Origin of the sequence: Pseudorhodoplanes sp. (assembly GCF_050250235.1) — a bacterium.
Classification (GTDB): Bacteria; Pseudomonadota; Alphaproteobacteria; order Rhizobiales; family Xanthobacteraceae; genus Pseudorhodoplanes.
This window is the reverse complement of record NZ_JBFWPA010000018.1, coordinates 56,198-81,186: the sequence shown is the minus strand read 5'-3', so window position 1 is coordinate 81,186 and position 24,989 is coordinate 56,198. Positions and strand designations below refer to the sequence as shown.

Below are 24,989 nucleotides of genomic sequence, written 5' to 3'. Positions count from 1 at the left end.
CGGGATGGGCGGACGCTTTGCCTCGTTCGAGATGGACTACCTGCGTGACAAGATCGCCGCGAGCGGGATCGAGTCCGAGACCTACAACCACATCAACTGGTATGGCCCGGCGCGGGAAGCGATCGCGCGATACAAGAAAAATCCGCAACCGATCATGGCGATGGGCCATTCCGCCGGCGGCGACGCTGCGCTCGCCTTTGCCTGGAAGCTGAAGGAGGCCGGTGTTCCGGTCAGCCTGATCGTGGCCTTCGATCCCACCCGCAAGGCACCCACCGTGCCGAACAATGTGGACCGGTTCATCAATATCTATCAGTCGCTAAATTTCTTCGGCGGCGGCTATATCCGCGCGGCGTCGGACTTCCGCGGCCACTTCTCGACCATCGACCTGAAGAATTACTGGGAAGTGCTGCACGTCAACATGGTCAAGATCCGCGGCCTGCAGGACAAGATCGTTGCCAAGGTGGTGCAGATCACCACATTGCCGGTGCAACTCGAAGGGTCCACCGTGCCGATCCGCTATGTGATGCCGCGCGGCGAGCCGATCGAATTGTGGGATTCCGGCGTCGCCGTGCACACCGAGCCGGGGGACAATGTGCGCACGATTGCACAGCGCTACGCGGTGCCGGCCTGGGCCGTCGCGCAGCTCAACGATGTGAGCATGGACAAGACCTTCGACGACGGACAGCGGCTGATCGTTCCGCGTCATCTGGAAGCGGTGCCATTCGGCGGCGCGCCGCTCACGAGCTATGCGCCGGTCCGAAACTGAGACGGCTGCTATTACGGCGCCGCCTTCTTGCCGTCCTTGTCGAATTGTTTGAGGAAGGCAGTCAGATCCTTGATGCGCTTTTCGTCCTTCAGTCCGGCATAGATCATCTTGGTGCCAGGAATCTTCGCGCGCGGATTCTGGATGTATTCGGCAAACACCGCTTCGTCCCAGACGATGCCGGAATTCTTGTTGGCCTCTGAGTAATTGTAGCCCTCGATCGTTCCCGACTTGCGTCCGAACAGCCCATTGAGGACCGGACCGACGCCGTTCTTGGCGGTCTCGCCGACCTGATGGCAGGCGCGGCATTGCACAAACACCTTTTGGCCGGCATCGGCGTCCTGGGCCTGAGCGGGCCCCGCGCAGGCAGCGAGGGTCAGGGCGGCAGCAACAGTCAGTCTCATGCGATCCTCGGATGTGGGTCAGAGAGGCATAAAGCGATAGGCCGTGCCGGCGCGTTCCACGGCACCAAAGCCCGGCCAGGCCAGATGAAATCCAATCAGCGCGATGCGGTCGGTCGCCAGTTGATCAAGGAGGCGCGTGCGGGTGGCAATTCCCTGGTCGCGGTCGAAATCCGCGCCGATACGCCAGTCCGGCCGCGCAAAGGAGATAGCGGTATTGGTCAGCACATCGCCGCCGACGATCAAATGCTGCCCGCCATCGGTTACCGAGACCGCCATGTGACCGGGTGTGTGCCCGGGCGTCGCGAGATAGGTCAGTCCGGGCGCGACGGTTTCGCCGTTCCTGCGCCGCTCGACTTTCTTCTCGATCATTTTCAGAATGCGCGCGGTTCCGAGCGCCATGCCCTTGAGCGCATCCGGGACGCGCGTCGCGGTGTCCGGGTCGGTCCAGAAGTCCCATTCCGCCGCCGGGATCACGTAGCTGGCATTCGGGAAGCGGTCGCCATCGCCGAAATCATCGATTGCGCCCCACAGGTGATCGGCATGTCCATGCGTGAACACGACCTTCGTGATGCTGTCGGGCGCGATGCCGGCGGCTTCCAGATTTTCCTGCAGCTTGCCGGCGGTCGGCTGGAAACCGGGCCCCGAACCGGCATCGATCAGCACGCGTTCACGGCCCGACTTGATCAGCACGACATTGGTCTGCGACGGCGCTCCAGCCTCCGGGAGACCATGCGCCTTGAACAGTGCCGCGGCATCCGACAACGGCGTTTCCGGCAGCGAGAAGGATAATGGAACGTTCAGCACGCCGTCGCTGACGACCACGACCTCGATCCCGCCGACCTTGCGGGTTGCGGGCGCGCTAGCCGCAAGCGCATCGGCACGCGGGCAGAGCAGGGCCGCGCCAAGGCCCGCGAGAACGGTGCGACGATGCGGCCGGAGCCGCATCATCATTTCATGTTGCAATCGCGGTCGGTCGGGCATCACGAGAAAATGTCGGCGGAGATGCCCTGATACCAGCCCATATTCTCGGCCTGATTCTGCTTGCGCAGTTCCGCGTCCTCGCCGGTCTTGGAGACGAAGGTTTCGACGGCGGCGATCTTGCCATCCTTCGGCTCGTAGCGGCCGCCGACCTTCACCGTGTCGTCGGTTTCGATCAGGCTCCAGCAGGTGTTGGAATAGCGGGCCGGGAAGGTCTGCGATTTGGCCAGTTCGCCGCGGATCATCATCGCCGCGACCTTGGCCTGGCTGTTGGCCGAAAACGCCGATTTCGGCATGTCACCGGCGATGCTGGCATCGCCAAGCACATAGATGTTCGGGTCCTTCGCCGACTGCATGCTTTCCGGCTTGATCGCGCAGAAACCGCTCTCGTTGGCCAGCCCGGCGTCGCGCGCGATCTTGCCCGCCATCTGCGCCGGGATCACGTTGACGAGTTGCGCCTTGTAATCGGCAAGCCCGGTCTTCACGGTCATCGTCGAGGGATCGACCTCCTTGAGGCCGCCGTGCATCTTGGGGTCCTGCCACTCGACCATGCCCGGGTAGTGCTTCTCCCAACCCTCCGAAAACAACCCCTGCTTCGAGAAATTGGCCTTGGGGTCGATGATGATGATCTTGGACTTGGTGTGGCCCTTCTTCTTCAGGACATGCGCCATCATCGAGACCCGCTCGTAAGGCCCGGGCGGGCAGCGATAGGGATTCGGGGGGGCGACCATGACGATGGTTGCGCCGTCATCGAGAGCGTCGAGTTGCTTCTTCAGCAACTGGGTCTGCGGGCCGGGCTTCCAGGCATGCGGCATGATCTCGCTCGCCTTTTCGGAATAGCCCGGAACGGAATCGAATTTGATATCGATGCCGGGTGCGACGACCAGGCGGTCGAAGGGCAGGGTGGCACCGCTCGTGAGACGCACCGTTTTCGTGTTCGGATTGATCAGCGCCGCCGCCTCATGGACCAGCGTGATGCCATGCTTGGCGAGACCGGAATAACCATGCGTGATCGAGTCATACGGACGGAAGTCCCCGAGATAGAGATTGGAATGGAAGCAGGTGACGAATTCCTTGAGCGGTTCGATCAGGGTGACATGGATTGCGCCGCCGGCATCGCGCGCCACATATTTCGCGACCGTTGCGCCCCCCGGGCCGCCGCCGATCACCACGACGCGTGGCTTGGCCTGTGCGATGGCCGGCGCAGCGAGCGTACCTGCCGCGGCGAGCGCACCGGCTCCGCCGATGAATTGTCTGCGATTGGCTTTCATGATTTTCCTCCCTCGTGCCTTGCCGGGGCCGGGACGGGAGCGACGCTCCCGAAATAGGCCGCCAGCGCAGCAATCTCATCCGGTGATAACCGCCCCGCAATGGTTTGCATGACGGCATGGTTTCGCTTCTTGGTCTTGTACTCGTTCATGATCTCGACGAACGATTCCTCCGGCCATCCCACGATCGGGGGGATTCCGTCAAACCGTCCCGACAATTGATGGCAGGTGACGCATTCCGAGGACAGATATTGGCCGAGCGCGCGGTCGCCGGATGCGTGCGACAATGTCGCAGGCACCGACGCAAGCCCCGCGAATGCCGCACCCAGCCATCCGGCGCATGCCAGCCTTCGACGCACGGCACCGTCCATCGAAACCCTACTCCACCTTCGGTTCCTGGCCCGGCTCCGGCGTCACGTCGATCACCCGTGCGCGTCCGGTAACCGCTGCTTCTCCGGGCGCACAATTGGTCATGCAAGGCGTCTTGCGCCAGAACGACTTTTCGGCCACCTCCCGGTCATCATCGAAAAAATTGTTCTCGTTGGGAAGCTTGATCGTCCTAAAATTTTTGTCACTCAGCTCAAAATCTTCCGAAGTCACGATGTCATTGAGAAAAAGCACGTAGGCGGTGATCGCGTAGAGTTCGTCATTGGTCAGGGTCTGCGATGCACCGAACGGCATCGCGCGGCGGATATAGTCGATAACCGTGGACGCATGCGGCCAGTAGGATCCGATCGACTTGACCGGGTCATGGGTTGCGAGCGAGCCGTTGCCGCCCGACAGGATCGGCCAGCGTCCCGCGCTTTCCCCGAATTCGCCGTGACATGCCGCGCAGCGTTCGACGTAAAGCGGTTCGCCCTGTTTGACCGTGCCCTTGCCGACGGGCAGTCCATGCCCGTCCGGGCGAATGTCGATATCCCAGCCGGCGATTTCCTCCGGCTTTGCCACACGGCCGATATCGAGCTTCTTCGAAGCAACGAGAGCCGGTTGTGCCTTGGCGCCATCGGACGCCGTTTGCGCCGAAACGCCTGCCGGCATCAGAGCCAGAACCGCGATGACGGCGATGGCGGGCCTAGGAAACCTCGACATTTTCCACCTCGCCATTCTTGTGCACGTGCCACGTCTGGATGCCGTTATTGTGGTAGATCGAGTTGACGCCCCGTACCTTGCGGAGCTCGTTCTTGGTCGGCTGCACATAGCCGGTCTCGTCCATCGCGCGCGACTGCAGCAGCAATTCGCGGCCGTCCCAGTCGAACTCGAAATAGAAGCGGGTGAGCGCCTTGTCCCAGACCGGGCCGTCGAGGCGTGCGGTGCGCCAGTTGCGACCGCCATCGAGCGAAACATCGACGCGGGCGATCTTGCCGCGGCCGGACCAGGCGAGCCCCGACAGCACCGTGAAGCCGGATCTGTGGTTCAGCGGCATCTGCGGCGACGGATTGGTGATGACGGACTTTGCATCCATCACATAGGTGAAACGCCGCGCCTTGCCGTTCTCGAGAAGGTCGGTGTATTTCGAGGTCTCTTCGCGGTGATGCCAGGGCTCGTCCCCGAGCTCGATCCGGCGCAGCCATTTCACCCACATATTGGCTTCCCAGCCGGGAATGACCGCGCGCACCGGATAGCCGTTTTCCGGATACAGCATCTCGCCATTCATGCGATAGGCGATCAGCACGTCGTCGAGCGCCTTGGCGAGCGGCAGCGAGCGGGTCATCGCAGCGGAATCGCCACCCTCCAGCAGCAGCCATTTCGCATTCGACCGGACGCCCGCTTCGTTCAGCAAGGTCTTCAGCGGCACCCCGGTATACATCACGGAGTGCACCATGCCGTGCGTGTACTGGCAGCCATTGAGCTGGGCGCCGCGCCATTCCATGCCCGAATTCGCCGCGCACTCGCAGAAATAGGCGCGGTTCACGCGCGGCATGCGCCGGATGTCGTCGAGGGTGAAGATCAGCGGCTTGTCGACGAGCCCGTGCAGGATCAGACGGTAATCGGCGGGATCGACCTCGGCGATGCCGGAATGATGCCGCTCGAAGCACAGGCCGTTCGGCGTGATCGGTCCGTCGAGCGCATGCAGCGGCGTGAAGCTGACCGAGCTTTCGCGCGAGGCCGTGAGCCACTCGACGTCGCGGCGAATGATGCCCTTCTCGAATTCCGACGGCTTGCCATAGCCGCGCACGGCCACGCCTTCGCCGAGATTGCGGGTCCAGTCCGGGACATTGGGCGGCTGGTTTGCAGGGTTGCCAGGAGGGGTTCCTTGCGGCGTGCCGGCGCTGGCGCCGCCGGCGGCAATGACACCGCCCGCGGCGAGGCCGCTGCGCAAGAAGCCGCGGCGTGAGGTGAGGCCCTTTGGATCCTTCATGCGATGCCTCCGGTCCGGTACAATTTCATCAATGCGTATGTGTGCATATGTGTGACCAAATTTTTTTTACACTCCGACGACCCGCACATTCGTCAGCTCCTTCGGAGCGACGATCTTCTTCTTTGCGAGGTGGCGCATCACCACGTCCCAGATCGGCGGGCCTTCGGTGCCTTCGTTGACGCTGGCCCAGCCGGCGACGGTATAGTCTCGGCCGGTCTCGATCGGCTTGCCGGTACGGACCAGGCTCATGTCGGAGATGCGCTGGCCGCCGGGCTTGCTCACATCGATGGTGTAGGACATGCCCCCGACGCGGACCATGTCGCCGCCCTGCTGATAATAGGGATCGGGATAGAACAGGTTGTCGGCCACATCCTCCAGGATTTCCTTCAGCCGCGCGCCGGTCATGGTCATGCGATAGGCGTTCGGATAGGTGATGGCGGTGGCGTTGTAGACATCCTCGCGCGTGATGTCCTGACCCGGCAGCAGCGAGTTGCCCCAGCGGAAGCCCGGCGACAGCGCGATCTCCGCGTCACGTTCCGAGAGCAGCGCGTCGCAGATCACGTCGTCCAGCGTGCCGTTGAAATTGCCGCGCCGGTAGAGGAGCGTGTCGGTGCGCGCGACGCTCTCGCCCAGCATCTTCTCGTGCGGCTTGCGGATGGTGTCGATCTTCGCGGCCATTTCGGCGTCGGACGTGATCACGTCGGAAAAGACCGGGATCAGTTTGAACCGGTATCCCTTGACCTCGCCGCCCTGCACATTGAGGTCGAGCCGCGACACGAACTTGCCATGGCTGCCGGACGCGACCAGCAGCGTCCTGCCGACCTTCACGACGTCGGGGAGGGCGTCATGGGTGTGTGCGGTCAGGATCACGTCGATGCCGGACACCCGCGACGCGAGCTTGCGGTCGACGTCGAAGCCGTTATGCGACAGCAGCACCACGAGCTGTGCGCCATCCTTGCGGACCTTCTCGACATTGGCACGCAGGTCGTCCTCGCGAATGCCGAACGACCAGTTCGGGATCATCCAGCGCGGATTGGCGATCGGCGTATAGGGAAAGGCCTGGCCGATCACCGCGATCTTGACGCCGCCGCGTTCATACATCGCCGACGGCTTGAACGCAGGCTCGTCCCATTCGGTATCGCGCATGTTCTGCGCCAGAAACGGAAAGCCGAGACCGTCCACCATCTCCTTGACGCGGTCGGTGCCGAGGGTGAATTCCCAATGGCCGGTCATCGCGTCGGGCTTCAGGAGTGCCATGCAGTCGACCATGTCCTGGCCCTTGGACTGCAGCGCCGTGTAGCTGTTCTGCCAGGTATCGCCGCCGTCGAGCAGCAGCACGCGGTCGCCGCGTTCGGCCCGGATCGACTTGATCACGGTGGCGATGCGGTCAAGTCCGCCGAGCCTGCCATAGCTCCTGGCCAGCGCCGAAAAATCCTCCGACGTCAGCGCATAGGCTTCAGGCGTGCCGGGTGCGATCTTGTAATAGTCCAGAAACGCCTTGCCGGTGATGTGCGGTACGAGGCCCTTCGCTTCACCGGTGCCCAGATTGATCGAGGGTTCCCGGAAATACACCGGGCGAAGCTGAGCGTGGATGTCGGCAATGTGCACCAGCGTGACGTTGCCGCGTGGCTCGAATGCCAACAGGTCGGCCTGCGTCAGCCGCTGCTGAGCGAGGGCGGAGCTCCAGCCGGCCGGAAGAATCGCGGCGGTGGCGGCAGCCAGTTGAAGGAAATCGCGCCTTGAAAACATGCACGCCTCTTCCGTTCCCGGTCTTTGCCGGGCTTCGAAACCGTCACAAAGGTCCGGGCCGCGAGGCGCAGACCGTCCTGTCAGATGACCTTGATGCTGTCTTCGCCAACGATCTTTGAGCCGTCGTCGTCGATCCAGGTCAGGACCACAGGCCCGGACTCCATCGCCTTGAACTTAAACTGGATATAGGGGTTCGCCGAGATCGCCGGCTCGAATTCCGCAGAGAACACTTCCTTGCCGTTCACCGTGGCTACAAACTTGTTGAGGATCTTGCGTGGAATCACCTTGCCGTCGGCGCTCTTGCGCTGGCCGGTTTCCATGATGTGCGAAACGAGCGCCTTGACCTCGACGATGTCGCCTTTCTTGGCTTCCTTCTTGTCGAGCTTGATGCGCGGCTTTGGCGTGGACATTGCAGTCTCCTGAACCTGATGTTGCGGCTTTCAGCGTGGCGAAATCAGCCGCCGCAGCCGCCGATCGTGACCTTTACCTGTTTCTTCGCGGTGTAGAATTTGCCGTCCTTGGTCTTGGCGATCGCGACGATATTCTGCGTGCCTGCAAGGCGGATGCGGGTATTGGCTTCGGCAACACCGCTCGCGGGCGTGAAATGGAAGGTCGCGACGCCGGCATTCGGATTGCCGTCGGCCAGAACGATGACTTCGCTGACATAATCAGAGTCGGTCATCGGGCTTTCGACCGAAACGGTGATCGGCACCGTATTTCCATTCTCGGCGATTTCCGGCAGGTCCAGCTTGACCTTGCCTTCGACCGGCGCGGTTCCGCCGGTGAATTTCTTGGCCATCTCATCAAGGTTGTTTGCGGCGAGTGCCGGCGTGACCGCCTGGCCCAGGGCAGTGGCTGCGAGCGCTGCGGCGCCCAGCAAGAAAGTCTGCCGGCGCGTGATCATCATCGTCATCTCAATCCTCTCCTGAACGCGTCGCTTCAATCTGGCGATGCGGGTCCGTACTTCAATGATGGCGCTGGATTCGCACGACAGAAGCCCGGCAACAAGCGCGCCGATTGCCTCACGTTTCCTCGCCTTGGTCCGCTTATAGCACGGAACATATTCATTACGTTGAAAGTGTTTACTGAATCCAGGGACAATGCGCAATCCTTTTTCTCTTCCGCAGCGCACAATGAGCAAAAGCTTCTCATGCGGAAAAATGCATGTATTGTTTCTCTAAACGGCCACTTGATCTTCAAGGCCGATGCTTCGTACAGCCATGTCGAAGCGATAAAACGAAGCGGGAGGGAACGCGCGTGAAATTCCGAACAGCTTTGGTCACAGCCGTTTGTATTGGGGCATTGAGTGCAATCGGTGTCGCGGTTGCGCAGGATGCCGATACCGAGAAGGGCATCGAGCGCTACCGGCAGATGCTGCGCGAGGATCCCTGGAGCAACCCGGGTCTGCTCGATTCCGACCGCGGCGAGGCGCTGTGGAAAACACCACGCGGTCCGAAGAATGTCACGCTCGAACAATGCGACCTCGGCAAGGGTCCCGGAAAAGTGGAGGGCGCATTCGCCGAATTGCCGCGCTACTTCAAGGATGCGGACCGCGTGATGGACGTGGAGACGCGGCTGCTCTGGTGCATGGAGAAACTGCAGGGTTTCAACCCGGCCGACATCGTGAAGCGCCCGCATCCGGGCGGCGGCCAGCCGGTAAAGGAACTGGGTGCCATTGCAACATGGGTCGCCAACCAGTCATCAGGACAGAAATACGCAGCCAAGCTCGATCTGCCAAAGGAGAAGGAGGTCCTGGCGCTGGGTGAGGACCTGTTCTTCCGGCGTTCCGGACCGTTCGATTTTTCCTGCGCGACCTGCCACGCGGCGGAGGGATTGCGCATCCGCCTGCAGGGGCTGCCATATCTCGCGGATACCAAGGAGGCCCGAAAAGTCGTCGGTGAATGGCCTGCCTATCGCGTTTCCAGCACGCATGTGATGACCATGCAGCACCGCCTCTATGACTGTTACTGGCAGATGCGGATGCCTCAATTGCAGATGGGTACCGACGCGAGCGTCGCGCTCGTCGCCTATCTCACCAAGAAGGCCGAAGGCGGCGAGATTGCCGCACCCGGTCTGAAGCGTTGAACGAAGGGAGAAAAACCATGAACAAGCTTCCTTTCGTTGTTGTCGCCTGCGCCGCGGCAGCGATTGCCGGGTCGGCGGCCTTCGCCCAGCAACAGTCGACGGTGCCGCCCGGCGTTGCCGACGCCGCCATCAAGGCCGCGTTTCCTGGCGCACCAGAACAGTTCATCCCGCGGCTGTCGCAGGATGAAACCATGAAGCAATGCTCGGCGACGCGGAACGAGCCACCGAAGGCGGTCGCCGAGGAAATCCAGAAGCGCGAAAAGGCGACCATCGAATATCCCGCCGACGGCAAGTTCATCGGTGACTGGAAAAAGGGCGAGGCGCTGGCGCAAAGCGGTTATGGCATGCGTTTCAGCGATTATCCTGCGCGCCGGGTCAATGGCGGCAATTGCTATGCCTGCCATCAGATCTCAAAGCAGGAGGTCAGTTACGGCACGCTCGGACCGAGCCTGTTCCAGTACGGCAAGCTGCGCGATTTCAAGGACGCAGAGGTGAAAGCGACCTACGAGAAAATTTATAACTCTCACGCGGCGCTTCCGTGTTCGAATATGCCACGCTTCGGCTCGAATAAGGTATTGACCATCGAGCAGATCAAGGATGCTGTTGCGCTCCTGATGAGCCCCGACAGCCCTGTTAACAAGGACTGAAGGCTCGCGCGATTTCATCAGGGCCGGTGCGATTGTCGTGCCGGTCCTTTTCCACGGAGGCATGACATGACCTCGTCGAAGACCAGCCGGCGTGGTTTCATCGGTGCGCTTGCGATGTCCGGCGCCGCGATCGGCGCGTCGCGCGTGTCGGCCGCGCCCGCAAAACTCAACCTGGGCGACATCAAGAAGGACACCGATATCGCCTGCCTCTATCACTGCGATTTCGGCGATGTCGGGCGCTTCTCGCAGATGCTGACCAACATGAACAATCACCTTTCGGCCTACGAGTTCGACTCGCTGCGGGTGAAGCTCGTGATCGTCGCGCACGGAGCCGGCATCAAGTTCTTTCTCGCCGACCGGTCCGGCACGCCGTGGGAGAATGACAAGATCGACGACGAGATCTACAAGCGCTTCATCGGCCTCACCAAGTTCGGGGTCGAGGCCTATCTGTGCGAGATTACCTACAAGCGCCAGAAGATCGACATGGCCAAGACGCGCGACGGCGCGTACCTGAAATTCGTGCCCTCCGGCGTGGCGACGGTGGCGGAACTGCAGGGCAAGGGCTTCGCCTATCTGAAGGTGGGGTGAGGCTCATTCCGGGACGCGTACAAGACCCGGTCCGGATAACCCGCCTCAGCTATTGGCCTTCAGATAGTCCAGCAGGCTCATCTTCTCGTAGCCGCGTTCGGCCACGAAACGGAACATCGCGGCGAACGGCTTCGGCTCCATATAGCCCTGCCAGCGCGCCACCTCGCGCGCTTGCGGCGCCTTCTGCGCCAGCCCCTCGACGCTGTCCGGGAAGAACTGGAAGGTGGGCGTGGCCCGCACCCCGTATTTTCGGGCGAACGCCTTTTCCGGCAGCCGCTCGCCGTCAAGATCGGTCACTTCGCGTGAGCCGATGAAGTTGAGTTGCAAGAGCTCGAACCGGTCCTTGATGAAGCGCTCGATCGCCGGATCGGCCAGATTGACCTCGTGGATTTTCTTGCAATAGGGGCAGCCTTTCAGCTCCCACATGATGACCAGTCGCTTGCCCTTGTCCTTTGCCTCTTTGAGATCGTCGTTCAGGTCGAGCAGGCTTTCGAGAAACCATGGCCTGGTATAGAGGCCGTCGTCGTTCATTTTCAGCATCGAGGCGCCCGCGGGCAGGGGGGCAAGCAGCGCCGCGGCGGCTGCAAGCAGGCTTCGGCGGGACAGGCGCGATTGCGTGGCGGTGACATTCATGATCATGCAACTATATGCCAACCATCACCTGGCTGCAAAGGAGCGGACATTGCGAACGCTGAGGGGCTTCATTGCCATCCTTGCATTGCTTGGCGCCGTCGCCCCGGCGCTGTCGGCCGAACTCGTCATGTATCGCCGCGCCGGCTGCCCTTATTGTCTGGCCTGGGACCGCGAGATCGGACCGATCTATCCCAAGACGGAGATCGCAAGAAAGGCCCCGCTGCGGCATGTGCATCTCGATCGCGGCAAGGACAATTCGGTCGAGCTCAAGAGCCCAATCCGCTTCACGCCGACCTTCGTCGTCGTCGAGGATGGCAGGGAGAAGGCGCGCATCGAGGGCTATCCGGGCGAATTCTTTTTTTGGGGCCTTTTGGAAAAGCTTTTGCTCTAGCGCCGAGCCAATTTGAAAGTTCCATCCCTTTCAAATACTTGCACGATAGCGCATGTATGGAGGCATCCGTTACCGGAGCGACCCCATGGTGACCGCGCTGGCGCGCAAGCCCAAAAAGCCCGACCTCGACATGGAAGACCTGCTGCAGAACGCGCAGGCCGCGAGCGATTTTCTGAAGGCGCTTTCGCATGAATCGCGGCTGGTGATCCTGTGCCTTCTGATCGAGGGCGAAAAATCGGTGACCGAGATCGAGCAGTTGCTCAAGCTGCGGCAACCCGCAGTGTCGCAGCAACTGGCGCGGTTGCGCGCCGACGATCTGGTCGAGACCCGCCGTGACGGCAAGAACATCTACTACTCGCTGGCGCGTCCCGAGGTCCGGCAGGTGATCGAAGCCCTGCATGCCGCGTTCTGCGCCCCGCAGATTCGCTGATTTTGGGTGCGATAATGTTCGATGATCTTTCGCTCAATCTCGTTCGCTTCCTGCTCGGTCTCGGGCTTGGCGCCGCGTTCGGATTCGTCGCGCGGCGCGGCCGATTCTGTACCCTCGGCGCGATCGAGGATTCGGTCTATGCCAATGACACCCGGCGGCTGCGCACCTGGCTGCTCGCGATCGGCGTCGCGATCGTCGGCGTGCACCTCCTCGAAGGGTTCGGCGAACTCGACCTCACCAAGTCGATCTATACCGGCTCGCGGCTCGAACTCGGTGCGCTGATCGTCGGCGGTCTGATTTTCGGTTTCGGAATGGCGCTGAACGGCACCTGCGGCATGGGCACGCTTCGCCAGATCGGCGGCGGCGATTTGCGGGCGGTCATCACCTTTCTGGTGATCGGCGTCACCGCCATGATGACGATGCGCGGTCTGACGGGCGTCGCGCGCATTGCGGTCACCGATCCGCTGGGGGTCAATCTCGGTGCGTCGGCGACACAGCGGCTGCCGTTGCTTGCCGGGCTGAGCGGGCAGGGGGCAACCGTCGCGGCCGTCGTCATCGGTCTGGCGATCGCAGCGTTCGCTTTCGCCCATCGCGGCTTCCGCGCCACGCCGCGTTTCGCGATCACCGGTGTGCTGATTGGACTGATTGTGGTCGGCGGCTGGTGGGCGACCGGGATCGTCGGCTACGACTCGTTCGATACCCGCCGGATCGAATCTTTCACCTTCGTGGGTCCGCTCGGGGAGACGCTGCTTTACGGCATGCTGTCGACCGCCCTGTCGGTCGATTTCCCGATCGGGGCGGTCATCGGCTTTGTTGCCGGCGCGTATATGGCCGCGGTCACCGATGGCACCTTCCGCTGGCAGATTCCGGCGAGCGCAGCGGAGTTCAAACGCCGGCTGGCCGGCGCGTTCATGATGGGCTTCGGCGGCATCACCGCGCTGGGCTGCACCATCGGGCAGGGCGTCACCGGCGTCTCGACACTTTCGGTCGGTTCGATGATCGCGATCGTGTCGATCGTGGCCGGCGGCCGGCTCGGCCTGTGGTGGATCGTGGAGCGCGGCCAGCGGACCGCGCGGCCTGCCATCGGTGCTGCCATGCCTGCAGCGGCCGGCAATGTCCGCATGACGCGCGTGAGCTGTACCGAACCATGATACAGCGCCGCAGTCTGAAATCCCGCCTCACCGATTTTGACCGGCCAAACCTTTAGAAAATGTCACGCTGCGCGATCCTGCGCGGCGTTGACACGTTGCGGGCGCTAACGAACAATAACCGCCAATCGAAATGCGTGTCCGCCATGCGGTACACGGCATTTCGGCTGCGCTCGCAGAACACACAAGAACAACTCATCGGGAGGATTGCAATGACCGACAAGACCACGCGCCTTAGCGCGCGCCAAAGTTCGAGCCCTGGCATCGACCGGCGCACGCTGTTGAAATTGTCCGCCGCCGGCAGCGCGGCGCTCGTATCCAGCGGCGTCTACATGCCGGCGATCGCGCAGCAGAAGCCGATCAAGGTCGGCTTCGTGTCGCCGCAGACCGGACCGCTCGCCGCTTTTGCCGAAGCCGACAATTTCGTGCTGGGTCAGGTGCGCGAAGCCACCAAGGGTGGCATCAAGTCCGGCAGTTCGACGCGGCCGCTCGAAATCATCGTCAAGGACAGCCAGTCCAATCCGAACCGCGCCGCCGACGTCGCGCGGGAACTGATCACCCGCGACGAGATCGACCTGATGCTGGTCGCCAACACGCCCGAGACCACCAATCCGGTGGCAACCCAGTGCGAAATCGAGGAGGTGCCCTGCGTCTCCAACAATTGCCCGTGGCAGCCCTGGTTCATCGGGCGGCAGGGCAATCCGGGCGATCCGAAAACCTGGAAGCCGTTCAATTACACCTACCATTATTTCTGGGGTCTGGAGGACGTCATCGCCGTCTTCACCAACATGTGGAGCCAGCTCGACACCAACAAGATCGTCGGCGGGCTGTTCCCGAACGACGCCGACGGCAACGCCTGGGGCGACAAGGTGGTCGGTCTGCCGCCGGCGCTCGAAAAGGCCGGCTTCAAGCTGTTCGATCCCGGCCGCTACCAGAATCTCACCGACAATTTCTCCGCGCAGATCGCGGCGTTCAAGGGAGCGAACGCGCAGATCCTGACCGGTGTCGTGCTGCCGCCGGATTTCACCACCTTCTGGAAACAGTCGATGCAGCAGGGTTTCCGGCCGAAGGCGGCCTCGGTCGGCAAGGCCATTCTGTTCCCGGTTGCGGTCGAGGCGCTCGGCAAGGATGGCAACAACCTGTCTTCGGAAGTCTGGTGGACGCCCAGTCATCCGTTTAAGTCGTCGCTGAACGGCATGACCGCGAAGCAGCTTGGCGACGCCTATGAGCAGCATTCCAAGAAGCAATGGACCCAGCCGATCGGCTTCATTCATTCGCTGTTCGAAGTCGGCCTCGATGTCATCAAGCGATCCGCCGACATCAGCGACAACAAGGCGACAGTGGATGCGATCCAGAAGACCAATCTGGAGACGGTCGCAGGCCCGGTGCGCTGGGACGGCAAGGGCGTGCCACCCTTTGCGGCCAAGAACGTCACCAAGACCCCGCTGGTGGGCGGCCAGTGGCGTCTCAAGGACGGCAACAAGTATGAGATCGTGATCACCGACAACCGCACCGCGCCGAATATTCCGGTCGGCGGCAAGATGGAGCCGATCAGCTGAGCCGACGCTTGATCCGACGAGCACGGGGGCCGGGATCATGCCCGGCCCTTGTCTTTTCAACGCTGACGCTGTGTATCCCCGTGTATGCTGCTTGAACTTCAGGGCGTCTCGAAATCCTTCGGCTCGGTCGTGGCCGCCGAAAACGTCGACCTGTCGGTGGCGGCGGGCGAGGCGCTCGGGATCGTGGGCCCGAACGGAGCCGGCAAGACCACGCTGTTCAACCTGATCGCGGGAGGGGTTTCGCCGGATGCCGGCACCATCCGCCTCGACGGCAAGGACATCACCCGCAGCCGCCCGCATCAGCGCTGCCTCGCCGGTATCGGGCGCTCCTACCAGATCCCGCAGCCGTTCGAGAACCTGACCGTGTTCGAAAATCTGCTGGTCGGCGCCGTCTATGGCCGGGGCCGCAATGAGCGCGACGTGACCGCTGCGTGCGGCGACATCCTCGAGCGCACCCACCTGCTGCCGCGCGCCAATGTACCGGCCGGCTCACTCACCCTTCTCGAGCGCAAGCGGCTGGAAATGGCGCGCGCGCTTGCAACCGGGCCACGGCTGCTGCTGCTCGACGAGATCGCGGGTGGGCTGACCGAAGGCGAATGCCTGGAACTCGTCGGCACCATCCAGAGCATTCATGCCGGTGGCACCACCATCGTGTGGATCGAGCATGTCGTGCATGCGCTGCTTGCCGTGGTCGGGCGGTTGATGGTGCTGAATTTCGGCCGCAAGATCGCGCAGGGCCATCCGCGCACGGTCATGAATTCACCCGAGGTGCGGCAAATCTATATGGGCATCGAAGCGTAATGGCGCTGCTCGAAACCCGCACCCTGAAATCGTTCTATGGCGACTTTCAGGCGCTGTACGGCATCGACACCTTCCTCGAGCAGAGCGAGACCGTTGCGATCATCGGCGCCAATGGCGCCGGCAAATCGACCTATCTGAAATCGATCGCAGGACTCATTCGCAATGATCCCGGCAGCGTGATGTTCGATGGCCAGCCGATCGGCGCAATGCCCGCGGCATTGGTGATGAAGCTCGGCATATCGCTGGTGCCCGAGGGCCGGCGGCTGTTTCCCTCGCTTTCGGTGGAGGAAAATCTGCTGATCGGCCGGTACGGGCGGCAGGCGCCGGGCCAGTGGACGCTCGAGGAAATCTACCGGCTGTTTCCGGTCCTTCGCGAGCGGCGCCATGCCGCGAGCACGACCCTGTCGGGCGGACAGCAGCAGATGGCGGCGATTGGCCGCGCGCTCATTTCCAATCCGCGTGTGCTGCTGTGCGACGAAATCAGCCTGGGGCTTGCTCCGATCGTTATCCGCGACATCTACGCGGCACTGCCGCGGATCAAGGAGAGCGGTACCAGCGTCGTCATCGTCGAGCAGGACATTGTGCAGGCGCTGCAGGTCGCCGACCGTGTCTATTGCTTCCAGGAAGGCCGGCTCTCGCTCAGCGGGCGCCCGCGCGAATTGTCGCGCGCGCAAATCCACAACGCCTATTTCGGATCGTGAAGGAACGAGCCGATGGCGGAATGGATCAACACCATCATCCAGGGCATCCTGCTCGGCGGCCTGTACGCACTATTTGCGGCCGGGCTGTCGCTGATCTTCGGGATCATGCGGCTGGTCAATCTCGCGCATGGCGATCTGATCGTGCTTGCTGCCTTCACGATCCTCGCCTTCTCGGCCTGGCTGGGCATCGGTCCGTTCGCGGCGCTTCTGTTCGCGATTCCGCTGATGTTCGCGGCCGGTTTTGCGCTTCAGCATCTGCTGCTGAACCGCACGCTCGGGCGCGATCTGCTGCCGCCGCTGCTCGTGACATTCGGACTCTCCATCATCATCCAGAACGGGCTGATGGAAGGCTTCTCCGCCGACAGCCAGTTGCTGCGCTCCGGCGCGATCGGCACGGCCTCGATCTCGCTCGGAGGAGGGGTTGCGTTCGGCGTGTTGCCGCTCATTACGTTCCTGTCGGCGATTGTCGTGATCCTCGCCCTGAACCTCCTCTTCTACCGTACCCAGCTCGGCCGCGCCTTCCGCGCCACGTCGGACGACCTGGAAATCGCGCAGGTCATGGGCATCGACCACAAACGAATCTTTGCGGTGGCGATGGGGATCGCGATGATCGTGGTCACCATCGCCGCGCTCTATCTCGGCATGCGCGCGAATTTCGATCCGACCATCGGGCCCGCGCGGCTGCTCTATGCATTCGAAGCGGTCATCATCGGCGGGCTCGGAAGCCTGTGGGGGACGCTCATCGGCGGCATGATCATCGGGCTCGCGCAAACCATCGGCGCCGCCATCAATCCGGAGTGGCAAATCCTGTCGGGTCACATCGCCTTCCTGATCGTGCTCGTTCTCAGGCCGCGCGGATTGTTCCCGCGCGCCTTCGATTGAAGGCGCGTCATGGATCTGTTCTGGCAGGTTGCGGCGTGGCAGCAGAACAAGGACGACAAGGGCAGACGCTCGCCCGAGCCGGCGCCGATCAAGCGCAACTATGCGAGCCGGATCGGCGCAGGTTACGGCCGTCTGCTGGCCGCGTTCGGAGCCGGGCTGATTAGTCTCCTGATCGTGCTGCCCGCTTTTGCCAGCCGCAACCTGATCCAGGACCTGATCTTCATCTTCTACATGCTGGCGCTGGCGCAATACTGGAATTTGCTCGCGGGCTATGCCGGGCTTGTTTCGGTCGGCCAGCAGGCATTCGTCGGACTGGGTGCCTATCTGTTGTTCGCGTTGACGATTTTCACCGGCATGGACCCGATCCTGGCGATCATTCTCGCCGGTGCGTTCGCGGGATTATGCGCGGTGCCGACCGCGTTCGTGGTGTTCCGCCTGCGTGGGGCCTATTTTGCCATCGGCACCTGGGTGGTGGCCGAGGTCTACCGGCTGGTATTCGCCCAGTTCAAATCGCTGGGTGGCGGGACCGGCACTTCGCTGCCCCCATCCGTCACCAACAGCGTGTTCGGCATTGAATGGGTGAGAACCGCGTTCGACGTGCGCACGCCGGCGGCGCGCGACATCATCACCTACTGGATCGCACTCGCGCTGGTCGCGGGCACCGTGTTCGCGGTCTACTGGATCCTGCGGTCGCGGCGCGGACTCGCGCTGGCCGCGATTCGCGATTCGGAGGTGGCGGCGGAAAGCGTGGGCGTCGACAATTTTCGTACGAAGTTCTGGGTTTATGTGTTCGCCGCCATCGGCACCGGGATGGTCGGCGCGCTGATCTACCTGCAGAAGGCGCGGGTCTCGCCGGATGCCGCCTTCTCCGTGCTGGACTGGACCGCCTACGTCGTCTTCATTGTGGTGATCGGCGGCATCGGGACGATCGAGGGGCCGATCATCGGCGTCATCATCTTCTATCTGATGCAGACCTACCTCTCGAGCTACGGCACCTGGTACCTGATCCTGCTCGGCGCGCTTGCGATCGTGATCATGCTGTTCGCACCCAAGGGAATCTGGGGCTACATCTCCGACAGGTGGGGACTGGTGCTGTTTCCGGTGCGGCGCACACTGACGGTTACGACGCTGGGAGAGGCGCCGAAAACCGGTGCAAGGCCGCCGTCCCTGATCGACGCCTTGCGTCGGGACGTCTAGATTCGCACCGCCTCAACAACGGGGCAAAGGAGGCTTCTCCATGGAACAGATTTTGATCAATCTCGTCGCTGGAGCGCTTGGTGGCGCGGGTGCTGGCAAGGCCGCGCCGCAATTCGATCTCGGCATGATCGGCAACCTCATCGCAGGTGCGGTCGGTGGCGGGGTTCTGGGCCAGGTTGTGACATTGCTGCTGCCGTCGGTCATGGCGGCTGCTCAGGCAGGAAACCTCAGCGTCGGCGGCATCGTCTCGCACGTGATCGCAGGCGGGGCCGGTGGCGCGATCCTGACCGCCATCGTCGGCGCGATCAAGAACAAGGCCGCGGCCTGAAGACCGGCACCCGCGCCCGCCGCGAGCAACGGCGCGGGTTTTCCGGCGTCCTCAGCGCAGATAGGACAACAAGGCCGGCAGCAAATAAACCGCTCCGAGCGTCGCGAAAACGCCCAGCGCCGCAATGGCGAGAATGCCAAGCAATACGAAGCGCCGCCAACCTTCCGGCACCGGCTTGAGCGGTGCGCGCTTTGGTGGGTCGCGTTCGGCCAAACCTGACACGTCTCAACCCGTCCGCTTTTTGGGGGTCCTGGCGGAAGGGGTGGGATTCGAACCCACGGTGAGCTTGCACCCACGGCGGTTTTCAAGACCGCTGCCTTAAACCACTCGGCCACCCTTCCGAGGCTGGCAGTCTCAGTCGCTTAGCTGATTGTCCCAAGGGAACAAAGCAGCATTTCCGCCAAGATTGCCACCGAAATCCGGTAGCTATTCGGCTTCGGCCGAAAATGCCAGCTTCATGATCGCCGCGGCGCGGGAGCGGTATTCGGGCCGGTCCGAGCAGTGACGCGCATTCCCGCTGGCCGCCGTCAATCCGCGCGGAGGGCGGGGGCCGCAAACATCATGTGGGTGCGTGGCCGGTCCGACGAATGTCACAAGACGGCGATGACTGTCCCGTGACACATGCTATTATGGTCACAGCCCGACCATGAAAGGGAGTGTGCGATGAATGTGGCGATGGGACTGAACCAGCAGGAAGAGGACATGCTCGGCTTCGAGGTCTCCGACGACGTGCTGGAAAGCGCCGCCGGTAGCGAAACAGCGGTGCATTACACGCTTAGCTACTGCACCTCCGTGCAGTTTTGCCCGGCATGGTGATCTAGTCCGGAATGTTCCCGACTGAGGCCGTTTTCCGAAAAACTCGGAGACGGCGTCGTCGCCGCCACGGCCGGTGGATTTCGTGTCGCAGCCGCACGCCACCGCTCCGGGACGCGCAAGTTTGCGCTTGGCGGCCGACGTAAACTGCCCGGTGACGCCGTCTCTATTTCTTTGGCCAATAGCCGATGCTGAGCAGGTAGGAGCCATATTCCCAAATCAGCTCCACGATCTGGTTTTCGGCGTCGGTATCCAGTTCCCAGCTGTGCTTGTGGGCCTCGCTCGTAATCTCGCTGCCGATCTTCAGCGTCGGGGAGAGCAACAGTTTCGGGACGCAGGAACGCAGTTCGCGCAGCGACGAATTGAAAAGCTTCCGGTCTTCGGTCCAGTGGCAGATGAGTTGATAATTGAATTCGTTTGCCGTGATTTCTCCGGAAGCCAGCACGCAGCCATGCGTCTCAAGCTTGTTGCTCGCCGCCCAGAACCCGTTCTTGTCGGGCTGCCCGCGCCGGTTCGCAATGAATTGCCGGGGCGGCCCGGTCAGATAGTCCTTCACCAGTTCGCAGGCCGATGCCGCTTTGCCCGGTGCGACAGAGACGGTCAGCGCCGAGATGAAAGCTGCGACATGCAGCATCGCGATCCGAAGCAACCAGGGCAAAGCGCCGCCCACACGTTCGCCTGCCTGGGGCCACAACCCCTGGCCCATCCGCCAGCTTGCCAGACAATCAGCGCGGCGACGACGCGGGTACATAGTGTTGCTACGGCGTGCCGGCGTCGTTGCCGGTAGCGGGCTTCGGACGGGACGCCTTCAAGGCGAGCCGCACCGCGGCCTCGGTGTGACCGATGTCTCCGCCGCGGAGCGCTGCATCCATGATCCGCGCGGCGGCCACGCGCGATGACGGCGCCGCCGGAATTTCGAGGATTCGCTCCGCAGCCTGTTTCAGCGTGAACAGCACCGTTCCATCATTGAGCCGGATCGGCCGAACGAACAGCCGCGACCAGTTCGGACTGTTGCGAAGCCGGCTTTCCCGAAGTGACTCTTTGGCGGGGGGGATGGGACCGGGCATTGCAAAACCGTGGTGACACCAGACAAATCCAATCTAGCACGTGCTCCCGGGTTGCGCGCAATTGCACGTGAGGGATGTGGAAAAATAGGCCGGGGCCAGTCTGCAACCGGCCGCGCCGAGCCGAGCCGGAAACAAAAAGGCGGCCGGCGGGGCGGGGCCGTGCCGTCATAAGATACCGTGCGCACATCGTGCGTTAACCATCGGAACACTCTGCCCATTTGCGTGGCGGGCGGGTCACGCTATGGTGAATCCGGGGAGGGGCCATGGCCCCTGACACGTCAATTGGGGACGGGATGCCGTCGTTTCGGGGGAACCGTGCGATCGGGGGCGTGGCCGCGATGGTCGCGGCGCTTGCGCTGGCAAGCTGCGCCTCGTCCGACAAATTTGCGCGAAAGGTCGATCCGAAATACGGCGTTGCCTCCAGTCCGCGCGTGGTGGAGCTCGGTGAGCGCGTACCGAAAGGCGGCGGGGTGTATCGCGTGGGCAAGCCGTATGTGGTGGCGGGCCGCACCTTCGTACCCGAGGAGAATACGAGCTATCGGTCGGAAGGCCTCGCGTCCTGGTATGGGCGCGATTTTCATGGGCGGTTGACCGCCAATGGCGAAGTCTTCGACATGGAATCGATCACCGCGGCACATCCGACGCTGCCGATGCCGTCCTATGTGCGGGTCACCAATCTCGCCAACCGGCGCTCGCTGATCGTTCGCGTCAACGACCGTGGACCCTTTCACGGCAATCGCGTGATCGATCTGTCGCACAAGACCGCGCAACTGCTCGGTTTCAAGGACAATGGCGTTGCGCGTGTGCGGGTCGAATATATCGGACGCGCGGCGCTCGAAGGGTCCGACGACCGGAGGCTGGCGGCGACGCTGCGCCATGGCGAGCCCGCCCCGGCGCCGGTCCTTGTAGCCGCGGCCGGCAGGGCCCCGATCGCGCTGCCTGCCTTGCCGCGCGGTGTTGCGGTCGGCGGCCCGGTTCCGGTTCCGCCCGGCCGGCCATACAATCTCGGCGAGCCGGTCTCGCCGCGCCTGACCGACGTGACGGCGGCCGGACGGCCGGCCCGCGTTGCCGCCCGGCCGGTTTCCGCGGGCAAAGGCTTGCGCTATGATGCGCGGGCCGGATTCATGAGCGGACGCGGCCTCTACTAGCGGCGCGTTGCGAACCCGGCTTCACCAGGGGGCGTCGCTCGCGCGATTTCCGCGCAAAACGTGGTGTTTTCCGTACGATGAACCTGTTGACCCGACGCGCCATCGGCGCCCTTGCCGCATTTTCAGTTCTCGGCGCCGCAATCGGCGGAGCGCATGCCGCGCCGGCGACGATTGCCGGCGGCAAGGCCAAGGATGAGGGCTTTCAGACTGCGGCTCCGACCGCGATCCTGATCGAGGCCGAATCCGGCACCGTCTTGTTCGAGAAGAACGCCGACACCCTGGTGGCGCCTGCAAGTCTTGCCAAGCTGATGACGGCCGAGACGGTTTTCAACGAGATCAAGGAGGGCAACATCAGCCTCGATGAGGAATTCATCGTGAGCGAGAATGCCTGGCGCCGCGGTGGCGCTCCCTCCGGCGGCTCGACGATGTTTGCGCCGATCCATAGCCGCGCCAAGGTGTCCGACCTGCTGCAGGGCGCGATCATCCAGTCCGGCAACGACGCGTGTATCGCGCTCGCCGAGGGAATTGCCGGCAACGAGGACAGTTTCGCGCGCCTGATGAACGGACGCGCCCGCGAACTCGGCCTGACCGAGTCGAATTTCACCAACTCCACCGGACTTCCCGATCCGGAGCAGCGGGTCACCGTGCGCGAGCTTGCGAAACTCGCGCGGCATATCATCCACACCTATCCTGAGCTCTATAAGTGGTATGGCGAGCGGGAATTCACCTGGAACAAGATCCGGCAACTGAACCGCAACCCGCTGCTGACCATGAATATCGGCGCGGACGGCATGAAAACCGGTTTCACCAAGGAGGCGGGTTACGGCCTGGTGGGCTCGGCGGTGCAGAACGATCTGCGTCTGATCGTGGTGGTCAACGGCCTGAAATCGGCCAATGAACGTGCGGACGAAGCCCGACGCCTGCTGAATTTCGGGTTCAACGGCTTCGAGTCGCGGCTCCTGTTCGCTGAGGGTCAGCGGGTCGGAGAAGCGCGGGTGTTCGGTGGCGAGCATCGCTATGTCGCGCTCGAGTCTCAGGACAAGAAGCCGATCCGCCTGATGATCCCGAAGAATTCAACCGAGCGGATCCTGGCGCGGGTGGTTTATCGCGGTCCGGTGCAGGTACCGGTGTCCGAAGGTCAGCCGATCGGAACGCTGAAGGTCTGGCGCGGCGACAACGTCGCTCTTGAAACGCCGCTGCAGGCAGCCGAATCGGTGGAAGGTGGCTCGCTGCACAGGCGCGCCATGGACGCGCTGGCGGAACTGGTCGGCGGCTGGTTCCGGGCCGGGCTGGAGAAGCTGTGAGACCGGGACCCGGTCGGCGGAAACCACGAGCATGCGCGGAAAATTCATCACCTTTGAAGGCGGCGAGGGCACCGGCAAATCGACCCAGGCGCTGGCGCTGGCCGAGCGGCTGAAGGTGCTCGGGATCGCAGTGACGCTGACGCGCGAACCAGGCGGTTCGCCGGGCGCCGAAGTGATCCGGCATGTGCTGCTGTCGGGGGCTGCCAAGCCGCTCGGCGCGGAAGCCGAAGCCATTCTGTTTGCCGCCGCCCGAGAGGATCATCTCGGCTACACCATCAAGCCGGCGCTCGATCGCGGGCATTGGGTGGTCTGCGACCGTTTTGCCGATTCCACGCGCGTGTATCAGGGGGTGCTGGGACACGTCGACCCGCGTCTGATCAAGCGTCTGGAAAAGATCACGGTCGGGGACAACAAGCCTGACCTCACGCTCATCCTCGATGCGCCGGCCGAGACCGGACTTGCGCGCGCGCGGGCAAGGCGCGGCGACGGCGCGATCGACCGTTTCGAGAGTGAAGACATCGCCTTCCACGACCGGCTGCGCGAGGCCTACCGGCAACTCGCGGTCAGTGAACCGGACCGATGCGTCCTGATCGATGCCAGCGATGCGCCGGAACGCGTGACCGAACGCATCTGGTCGGCAGTGACGCGCAAGCTCGACCCCGCCACCGCACCGGTTGCGCTCGCGGAAACCGGGTCATGAGCCGCGCTGCTGCGGCCGCGGCCACCGGCGATGAGGGATTTCCGCATCCGAGACAGACGACCGTGCTGTTCGGTCACGAAGCGGCGGAGCGCAAGCTGCTCGATGCCTACAGGTCCGGGCGTATTCCGCATGCCTGGCTGATCGGGGGACCACCGGGCATCGGCAAGGCTACGCTCGCCTTTCGCATGGCGCGCTTCGTGCTCGCCCATCCCGACCCGGCATCGGTCCGCAACGCGACCTCGCTTGCGCTGTCTCAAGACGGCACCGCCGCGGGATTGGTTGCCGCGCAATCCCATCCCGACTTGCTGGTGCTGGAGCGTACGCTGGGCGATACCGGCAAGCTGCGCACCGTGATCCGCGTGGACGATGCCCGCAAGGTCGCGTCCTTTCTCGGCGCTACGGCGGGGCTTGGCGGCTGGCGGGTGGTGATCGTCGACGCGGTGGACGATCTCAATGCCGAAAGCGCCAATGCCTTGCTGAAGGGGCTGGAAGAACCGCCGGCCCGCACGCTATTTCTGCTGGTCAGTCACGCCGCAGGCTCGGTGCTGCCGACCATCCGTTCGCGCTGCCATCGGCTGATGCTGCGTCCGCTGGCGTCCGAAGACCTGGCACGCGCATTGGCTGCGGCAACGGGGGAGGAGCCCGATCAGGCGGTGGTCTCTGCCGGCGAGGGCAGTGTGAGCCGGGCGCTTGCCCTGTCTGACGGGCCAGCCTTCAAGCTGCGACAGCAGACCATGGCGCTGCTCGGGCGATTGCCTGCGACCGAAATGCGCCAGCTGCACACGCTTGCCGACAGCCTCGCGACCGCGGATGCGTGTGTCTTCGAGATCGTGCTCGACGCGCTGAATCACTGGCTCTCCGCGCGCCTCGAAGCGGTCGCGCCGGACCTCGCGCAAGCCGCCCGAGTGGCGGATATATGGGACGAACTGAACACGGCCGCACGTGAAGCCGATACGTACAATCTCGATCGAAAGCCGCTCATCTTCAAAGCCTTCGGCCGCCTTGCCGATGCCGCACGCGGCTGATAGCTGTTCCGCAAGCCCCTT

Annotated in this window: 31 protein-coding genes and 1 tRNA gene; 18 read left to right on the top strand and 14 right to left on the bottom strand. The window is 63.1% G+C overall.

Annotation, left to right across the window (positions count from 1 at the left end):
* Window positions 1-766: hypothetical protein (locus AB7F49_RS11075; RefSeq protein WP_428522233.1), on the top strand; the 766-nt coding region annotated here is incomplete at its 5' end.
* 11 nt (window positions 767-777) lie between these two features.
* On the opposite strand, the gene AB7F49_RS11070 is transcribed toward AB7F49_RS11075, so the two are convergent.
* The 9 genes from AB7F49_RS11070 to soxY form a co-directional block, all read right to left on the bottom strand.
* Window positions 778-1,167, bottom strand: coding sequence for a c-type cytochrome (locus AB7F49_RS11070; RefSeq protein ID WP_428522231.1), 390 nt, complete (start codon window positions 1,165-1,167; stop codon window positions 778-780).
* 18 nt (window positions 1,168-1,185) lie between these two features.
* Window positions 1,186-2,118 carry an MBL fold metallo-hydrolase gene (locus AB7F49_RS11065; protein ID WP_428522229.1) on the bottom strand — a complete coding sequence of 311 codons (933 nt, stop codon included), beginning with the start codon at window positions 2,116-2,118 and terminating at the stop codon, window positions 1,186-1,188.
* A 29-nt stretch (window positions 2,119-2,147) separates the two neighbouring features.
* A complete protein-coding gene (locus AB7F49_RS11060; RefSeq protein ID WP_428522227.1) occupies window positions 2,148-3,416 on the bottom strand; it encodes an FCSD flavin-binding domain-containing protein in 1,269 nt (422 codons plus the stop codon).
* On the bottom strand, window positions 3,413-3,784 hold the full coding sequence (locus tag AB7F49_RS11055; protein ID WP_428522226.1) for a c-type cytochrome: 372 nt from the start codon (window positions 3,782-3,784) through the stop codon (window positions 3,413-3,415). The genes AB7F49_RS11060 and AB7F49_RS11055 overlap by 4 nt, the downstream gene beginning before the upstream one ends.
* A 7-nt stretch (window positions 3,785-3,791) precedes the next feature.
* The gene (locus AB7F49_RS11050; RefSeq protein ID WP_428522224.1) at window positions 3,792-4,502 is read right to left on the bottom strand and encodes a c-type cytochrome; all 711 of its coding nucleotides are present in this window, start codon (window positions 4,500-4,502) and stop codon (window positions 3,792-3,794) included.
* The gene (gene soxC, locus AB7F49_RS11045; RefSeq protein ID WP_428522222.1) at window positions 4,486-5,772 is read right to left on the bottom strand and encodes a sulfite dehydrogenase; all 1,287 of its coding nucleotides are present in this window, start codon (window positions 5,770-5,772) and stop codon (window positions 4,486-4,488) included. The genes AB7F49_RS11050 and soxC overlap by 17 nt, the downstream gene beginning before the upstream one ends.
* A 66-nt stretch (window positions 5,773-5,838) precedes the next feature.
* Window positions 5,839-7,521 carry a thiosulfohydrolase SoxB gene (soxB, locus tag AB7F49_RS11040; protein WP_428522220.1) on the bottom strand — a complete coding sequence of 561 codons (1,683 nt, stop codon included), beginning with the start codon at window positions 7,519-7,521 and terminating at the stop codon, window positions 5,839-5,841.
* Window positions 7,522-7,601: 80 nt separating this feature from the next.
* Window positions 7,602-7,931 carry a thiosulfate oxidation carrier complex protein SoxZ gene (soxZ, locus tag AB7F49_RS11035; RefSeq protein WP_428522218.1) on the bottom strand — a complete coding sequence of 110 codons (330 nt, stop codon included), beginning with the start codon at window positions 7,929-7,931 and terminating at the stop codon, window positions 7,602-7,604.
* Window positions 7,932-7,975: 44 nt separating this feature from the next.
* Window positions 7,976-8,428, bottom strand: a complete 453-nt coding sequence (gene soxY / locus AB7F49_RS11030; protein WP_428522241.1) for a thiosulfate oxidation carrier protein SoxY — start codon at window positions 8,426-8,428, stop codon at window positions 7,976-7,978.
* Window positions 8,429-8,778: 350 nt separating this feature from the next.
* On the opposite strand from soxY, the gene soxA reads away from it, so the two are divergent.
* The 3 genes from soxA (at window position 8,779) to AB7F49_RS11015 (ending at window position 10,841) form a co-directional block, all read left to right on the top strand.
* Entirely contained in the window at window positions 8,779-9,606 is an 828-nt protein-coding gene (gene soxA, locus AB7F49_RS11025) for a sulfur oxidation c-type cytochrome SoxA (protein WP_428522216.1), read from the top strand.
* A 17-nt stretch (window positions 9,607-9,623) separates the two neighbouring features.
* Window positions 9,624-10,253, top strand: coding sequence for a sulfur oxidation c-type cytochrome SoxX (gene soxX, locus AB7F49_RS11020; protein ID WP_428522214.1), 630 nt, complete (start codon window positions 9,624-9,626; stop codon window positions 10,251-10,253).
* A 66-nt stretch (window positions 10,254-10,319) separates the two neighbouring features.
* Window positions 10,320-10,841 carry a DsrE family protein gene (locus AB7F49_RS11015; RefSeq protein WP_428522212.1) on the top strand — a complete coding sequence of 174 codons (522 nt, stop codon included), beginning with the start codon at window positions 10,320-10,322 and terminating at the stop codon, window positions 10,839-10,841.
* A 45-nt stretch (window positions 10,842-10,886) separates the two neighbouring features.
* Here the strand turns inward: AB7F49_RS11015 and AB7F49_RS11010 are convergent, their stop codons facing one another.
* Entirely contained in the window at window positions 10,887-11,480 is a 594-nt protein-coding gene (locus AB7F49_RS11010) for a thioredoxin family protein (RefSeq protein ID WP_428522210.1), read from the bottom strand.
* Between AB7F49_RS11010 and AB7F49_RS11005 the strand changes: the two genes are divergently transcribed.
* The 9 genes from AB7F49_RS11005 to AB7F49_RS10965 all read left to right on the top strand — a co-directional run bounded on the left by AB7F49_RS11005 (window position 11,473) and on the right by AB7F49_RS10965 (window position 18,911).
* Window positions 11,473-11,865 (top strand): thioredoxin family protein, encoded by a 393-nt coding sequence (locus tag AB7F49_RS11005; protein WP_428522207.1) that lies wholly within the window; start codon window positions 11,473-11,475, stop codon window positions 11,863-11,865. The genes AB7F49_RS11010 and AB7F49_RS11005 overlap by 8 nt on opposite strands.
* A gap of 85 nt (window positions 11,866-11,950) precedes the next feature.
* Window positions 11,951-12,295, top strand: a complete 345-nt coding sequence (locus AB7F49_RS11000; protein WP_428522205.1) for an ArsR/SmtB family transcription factor — start codon at window positions 11,951-11,953, stop codon at window positions 12,293-12,295.
* Between the two features lie 14 nt (window positions 12,296-12,309).
* A complete protein-coding gene (locus tag AB7F49_RS10995) occupies window positions 12,310-13,446 on the top strand; it encodes a YeeE/YedE family protein (RefSeq protein WP_428522203.1) in 1,137 nt (378 codons plus the stop codon).
* A 209-nt stretch (window positions 13,447-13,655) separates the two neighbouring features.
* On the top strand, window positions 13,656-15,002 hold the full coding sequence (locus AB7F49_RS10990) for an ABC transporter substrate-binding protein (RefSeq protein WP_428522201.1): 1,347 nt from the start codon (window positions 13,656-13,658) through the stop codon (window positions 15,000-15,002).
* A gap of 84 nt (window positions 15,003-15,086) precedes the next feature.
* Complete coding sequence (locus AB7F49_RS10985; RefSeq protein ID WP_428522199.1) at window positions 15,087-15,803, top strand: ABC transporter ATP-binding protein; 717 nt, start codon at window positions 15,087-15,089, stop codon at window positions 15,801-15,803.
* On the top strand, window positions 15,803-16,504 hold the full coding sequence (locus tag AB7F49_RS10980) for an ABC transporter ATP-binding protein (RefSeq protein WP_428522197.1): 702 nt from the start codon (window positions 15,803-15,805) through the stop codon (window positions 16,502-16,504). The genes AB7F49_RS10985 and AB7F49_RS10980 overlap by 1 nt, the downstream gene beginning before the upstream one ends.
* 12 nt (window positions 16,505-16,516) lie before the next feature.
* A complete protein-coding gene (locus AB7F49_RS10975) occupies window positions 16,517-17,386 on the top strand; it encodes a branched-chain amino acid ABC transporter permease (RefSeq protein ID WP_428522195.1) in 870 nt (289 codons plus the stop codon).
* Between the two features lie 9 nt (window positions 17,387-17,395).
* Window positions 17,396-18,583, top strand: a complete 1,188-nt coding sequence (locus tag AB7F49_RS10970; protein ID WP_428522193.1) for a branched-chain amino acid ABC transporter permease — start codon at window positions 17,396-17,398, stop codon at window positions 18,581-18,583.
* A gap of 40 nt (window positions 18,584-18,623) precedes the next feature.
* Window positions 18,624-18,911 carry a hypothetical protein gene (locus tag AB7F49_RS10965; protein WP_428522191.1) on the top strand — a complete coding sequence of 96 codons (288 nt, stop codon included), beginning with the start codon at window positions 18,624-18,626 and terminating at the stop codon, window positions 18,909-18,911.
* Between the two features lie 51 nt (window positions 18,912-18,962).
* Here AB7F49_RS10965 and AB7F49_RS10960 read toward each other — a convergent pair whose 3' ends face one another.
* Window positions 18,963-19,133 carry a hypothetical protein gene (locus AB7F49_RS10960; RefSeq protein WP_428522189.1) on the bottom strand — a complete coding sequence of 57 codons (171 nt, stop codon included), beginning with the start codon at window positions 19,131-19,133 and terminating at the stop codon, window positions 18,963-18,965.
* A gap of 29 nt (window positions 19,134-19,162) precedes the next feature.
* A tRNA-Ser gene (locus tag AB7F49_RS10955) sits at window positions 19,163-19,252 on the bottom strand.
* Window positions 19,253-19,574: 322 nt separating this feature from the next.
* Between AB7F49_RS10955 and AB7F49_RS10950 the strand changes: the two genes are divergently transcribed.
* Entirely contained in the window at window positions 19,575-19,727 is a 153-nt protein-coding gene (locus tag AB7F49_RS10950; RefSeq protein WP_428522187.1) for a hypothetical protein, read from the top strand.
* Between the two features lie 163 nt (window positions 19,728-19,890).
* Here the strand turns inward: AB7F49_RS10950 and AB7F49_RS10945 are convergent, their stop codons facing one another.
* Window positions 19,891-20,418: a hypothetical protein gene (locus AB7F49_RS10945; protein WP_428522185.1), complete on the bottom strand. Its 528-nt coding sequence runs from the start codon at window positions 20,416-20,418 to the stop codon at window positions 19,891-19,893.
* Window positions 20,419-20,482: 64 nt separating this feature from the next.
* The gene (locus AB7F49_RS10940) at window positions 20,483-20,791 is read right to left on the bottom strand and encodes a hypothetical protein (RefSeq protein ID WP_428522183.1); all 309 of its coding nucleotides are present in this window, start codon (window positions 20,789-20,791) and stop codon (window positions 20,483-20,485) included.
* Window positions 20,792-21,054: 263 nt separating this feature from the next.
* Between AB7F49_RS10940 and AB7F49_RS10935 the strand changes: the two genes are divergently transcribed.
* The 4 genes from AB7F49_RS10935 (at window position 21,055) to AB7F49_RS10920 (ending at window position 24,968) form a co-directional block, all read left to right on the top strand.
* Window positions 21,055-21,939, top strand: a complete 885-nt coding sequence (locus tag AB7F49_RS10935; RefSeq protein WP_428522181.1) for a septal ring lytic transglycosylase RlpA family protein — start codon at window positions 21,055-21,057, stop codon at window positions 21,937-21,939.
* Window positions 21,940-22,016: 77 nt separating this feature from the next.
* Window positions 22,017-23,243, top strand: coding sequence for a D-alanyl-D-alanine carboxypeptidase family protein (locus AB7F49_RS10930; RefSeq protein WP_428522179.1), 1,227 nt, complete (start codon window positions 22,017-22,019; stop codon window positions 23,241-23,243).
* Window positions 23,244-23,274: 31 nt separating this feature from the next.
* On the top strand, window positions 23,275-23,943 hold the full coding sequence (tmk, locus tag AB7F49_RS10925; RefSeq protein ID WP_428522177.1) for a dTMP kinase: 669 nt from the start codon (window positions 23,275-23,277) through the stop codon (window positions 23,941-23,943).
* Window positions 23,940-24,968 (top strand): DNA polymerase III subunit delta', encoded by a 1,029-nt coding sequence (locus AB7F49_RS10920; RefSeq protein ID WP_428522175.1) that lies wholly within the window; start codon window positions 23,940-23,942, stop codon window positions 24,966-24,968. The genes tmk and AB7F49_RS10920 overlap by 4 nt, the downstream gene beginning before the upstream one ends.
* Window positions 24,969-24,989 lie beyond the last annotated feature (21 nt).

Coding starts and splice junctions, on each gene's coding strand:
- AB7F49_RS11070 (WP_428522231.1), bottom strand. CDS start 1,167: ATGAGACTGACTGTTGCTGCCGCCCTGACCCTCGCTGCCTGCGCGGGG.
- AB7F49_RS11065 (WP_428522229.1), bottom strand. CDS start 2,118: ATGATGATGCGGCTCCGGCCGCATCGTCGCACCGTTCTCGCGGGCCTT.
- AB7F49_RS11060 (WP_428522227.1), bottom strand. CDS start 3,416: ATGAAAGCCAATCGCAGACAATTCATCGGCGGAGCCGGTGCGCTCGCC.
- AB7F49_RS11055 (WP_428522226.1), bottom strand. CDS start 3,784: ATGGACGGTGCCGTGCGTCGAAGGCTGGCATGCGCCGGATGGCTGGGT.
- AB7F49_RS11050 (WP_428522224.1), bottom strand. CDS start 4,502: ATGTCGAGGTTTCCTAGGCCCGCCATCGCCGTCATCGCGGTTCTGGCT.
- soxC (WP_428522222.1), bottom strand. CDS start 5,772: ATGAAGGATCCAAAGGGCCTCACCTCACGCCGCGGCTTCTTGCGCAGC.
- soxB (WP_428522220.1), bottom strand. CDS start 7,521: ATGTTTTCAAGGCGCGATTTCCTTCAACTGGCTGCCGCCACCGCCGCG.
- soxZ (WP_428522218.1), bottom strand. CDS start 7,931: ATGTCCACGCCAAAGCCGCGCATCAAGCTCGACAAGAAGGAAGCCAAG.
- soxY (WP_428522241.1), bottom strand. CDS start 8,428: ATGATGATCACGCGCCGGCAGACTTTCTTGCTGGGCGCCGCAGCGCTC.
- soxX (WP_428522214.1), top strand. CDS start 9,624: ATGAACAAGCTTCCTTTCGTTGTTGTCGCCTGCGCCGCGGCAGCGATT.
- AB7F49_RS11015 (WP_428522212.1), top strand. CDS start 10,320: ATGACCTCGTCGAAGACCAGCCGGCGTGGTTTCATCGGTGCGCTTGCG.
- AB7F49_RS11005 (WP_428522207.1), top strand. CDS start 11,473: ATGATCATGCAACTATATGCCAACCATCACCTGGCTGCAAAGGAGCGG.
- AB7F49_RS11010 (WP_428522210.1), bottom strand. CDS start 11,480: ATGATCATGAATGTCACCGCCACGCAATCGCGCCTGTCCCGCCGAAGC.
- AB7F49_RS11000 (WP_428522205.1), top strand. CDS start 11,951: ATGGTGACCGCGCTGGCGCGCAAGCCCAAAAAGCCCGACCTCGACATG.
- AB7F49_RS10995 (WP_428522203.1), top strand. CDS start 12,310: ATGTTCGATGATCTTTCGCTCAATCTCGTTCGCTTCCTGCTCGGTCTC.
- AB7F49_RS10990 (WP_428522201.1), top strand. CDS start 13,656: ATGACCGACAAGACCACGCGCCTTAGCGCGCGCCAAAGTTCGAGCCCT.
- AB7F49_RS10985 (WP_428522199.1), top strand. CDS start 15,087: ATGCTGCTTGAACTTCAGGGCGTCTCGAAATCCTTCGGCTCGGTCGTG.
- AB7F49_RS10980 (WP_428522197.1), top strand. CDS start 15,803: ATGGCGCTGCTCGAAACCCGCACCCTGAAATCGTTCTATGGCGACTTT.
- AB7F49_RS10975 (WP_428522195.1), top strand. CDS start 16,517: ATGGCGGAATGGATCAACACCATCATCCAGGGCATCCTGCTCGGCGGC.
- AB7F49_RS10970 (WP_428522193.1), top strand. CDS start 17,396: ATGGATCTGTTCTGGCAGGTTGCGGCGTGGCAGCAGAACAAGGACGAC.
- AB7F49_RS10965 (WP_428522191.1), top strand. CDS start 18,624: ATGGAACAGATTTTGATCAATCTCGTCGCTGGAGCGCTTGGTGGCGCG.
- AB7F49_RS10950 (WP_428522187.1), top strand. CDS start 19,575: ATGAATGTGGCGATGGGACTGAACCAGCAGGAAGAGGACATGCTCGGC.
- AB7F49_RS10940 (WP_428522183.1), bottom strand. CDS start 20,791: ATGCCCGGTCCCATCCCCCCCGCCAAAGAGTCACTTCGGGAAAGCCGG.
- AB7F49_RS10935 (WP_428522181.1), top strand. CDS start 21,055: ATGGCCCCTGACACGTCAATTGGGGACGGGATGCCGTCGTTTCGGGGG.
- AB7F49_RS10930 (WP_428522179.1), top strand. CDS start 22,017: ATGAACCTGTTGACCCGACGCGCCATCGGCGCCCTTGCCGCATTTTCA.
- tmk (WP_428522177.1), top strand. CDS start 23,275: ATGCGCGGAAAATTCATCACCTTTGAAGGCGGCGAGGGCACCGGCAAA.
- AB7F49_RS10920 (WP_428522175.1), top strand. CDS start 23,940: ATGAGCCGCGCTGCTGCGGCCGCGGCCACCGGCGATGAGGGATTTCCG.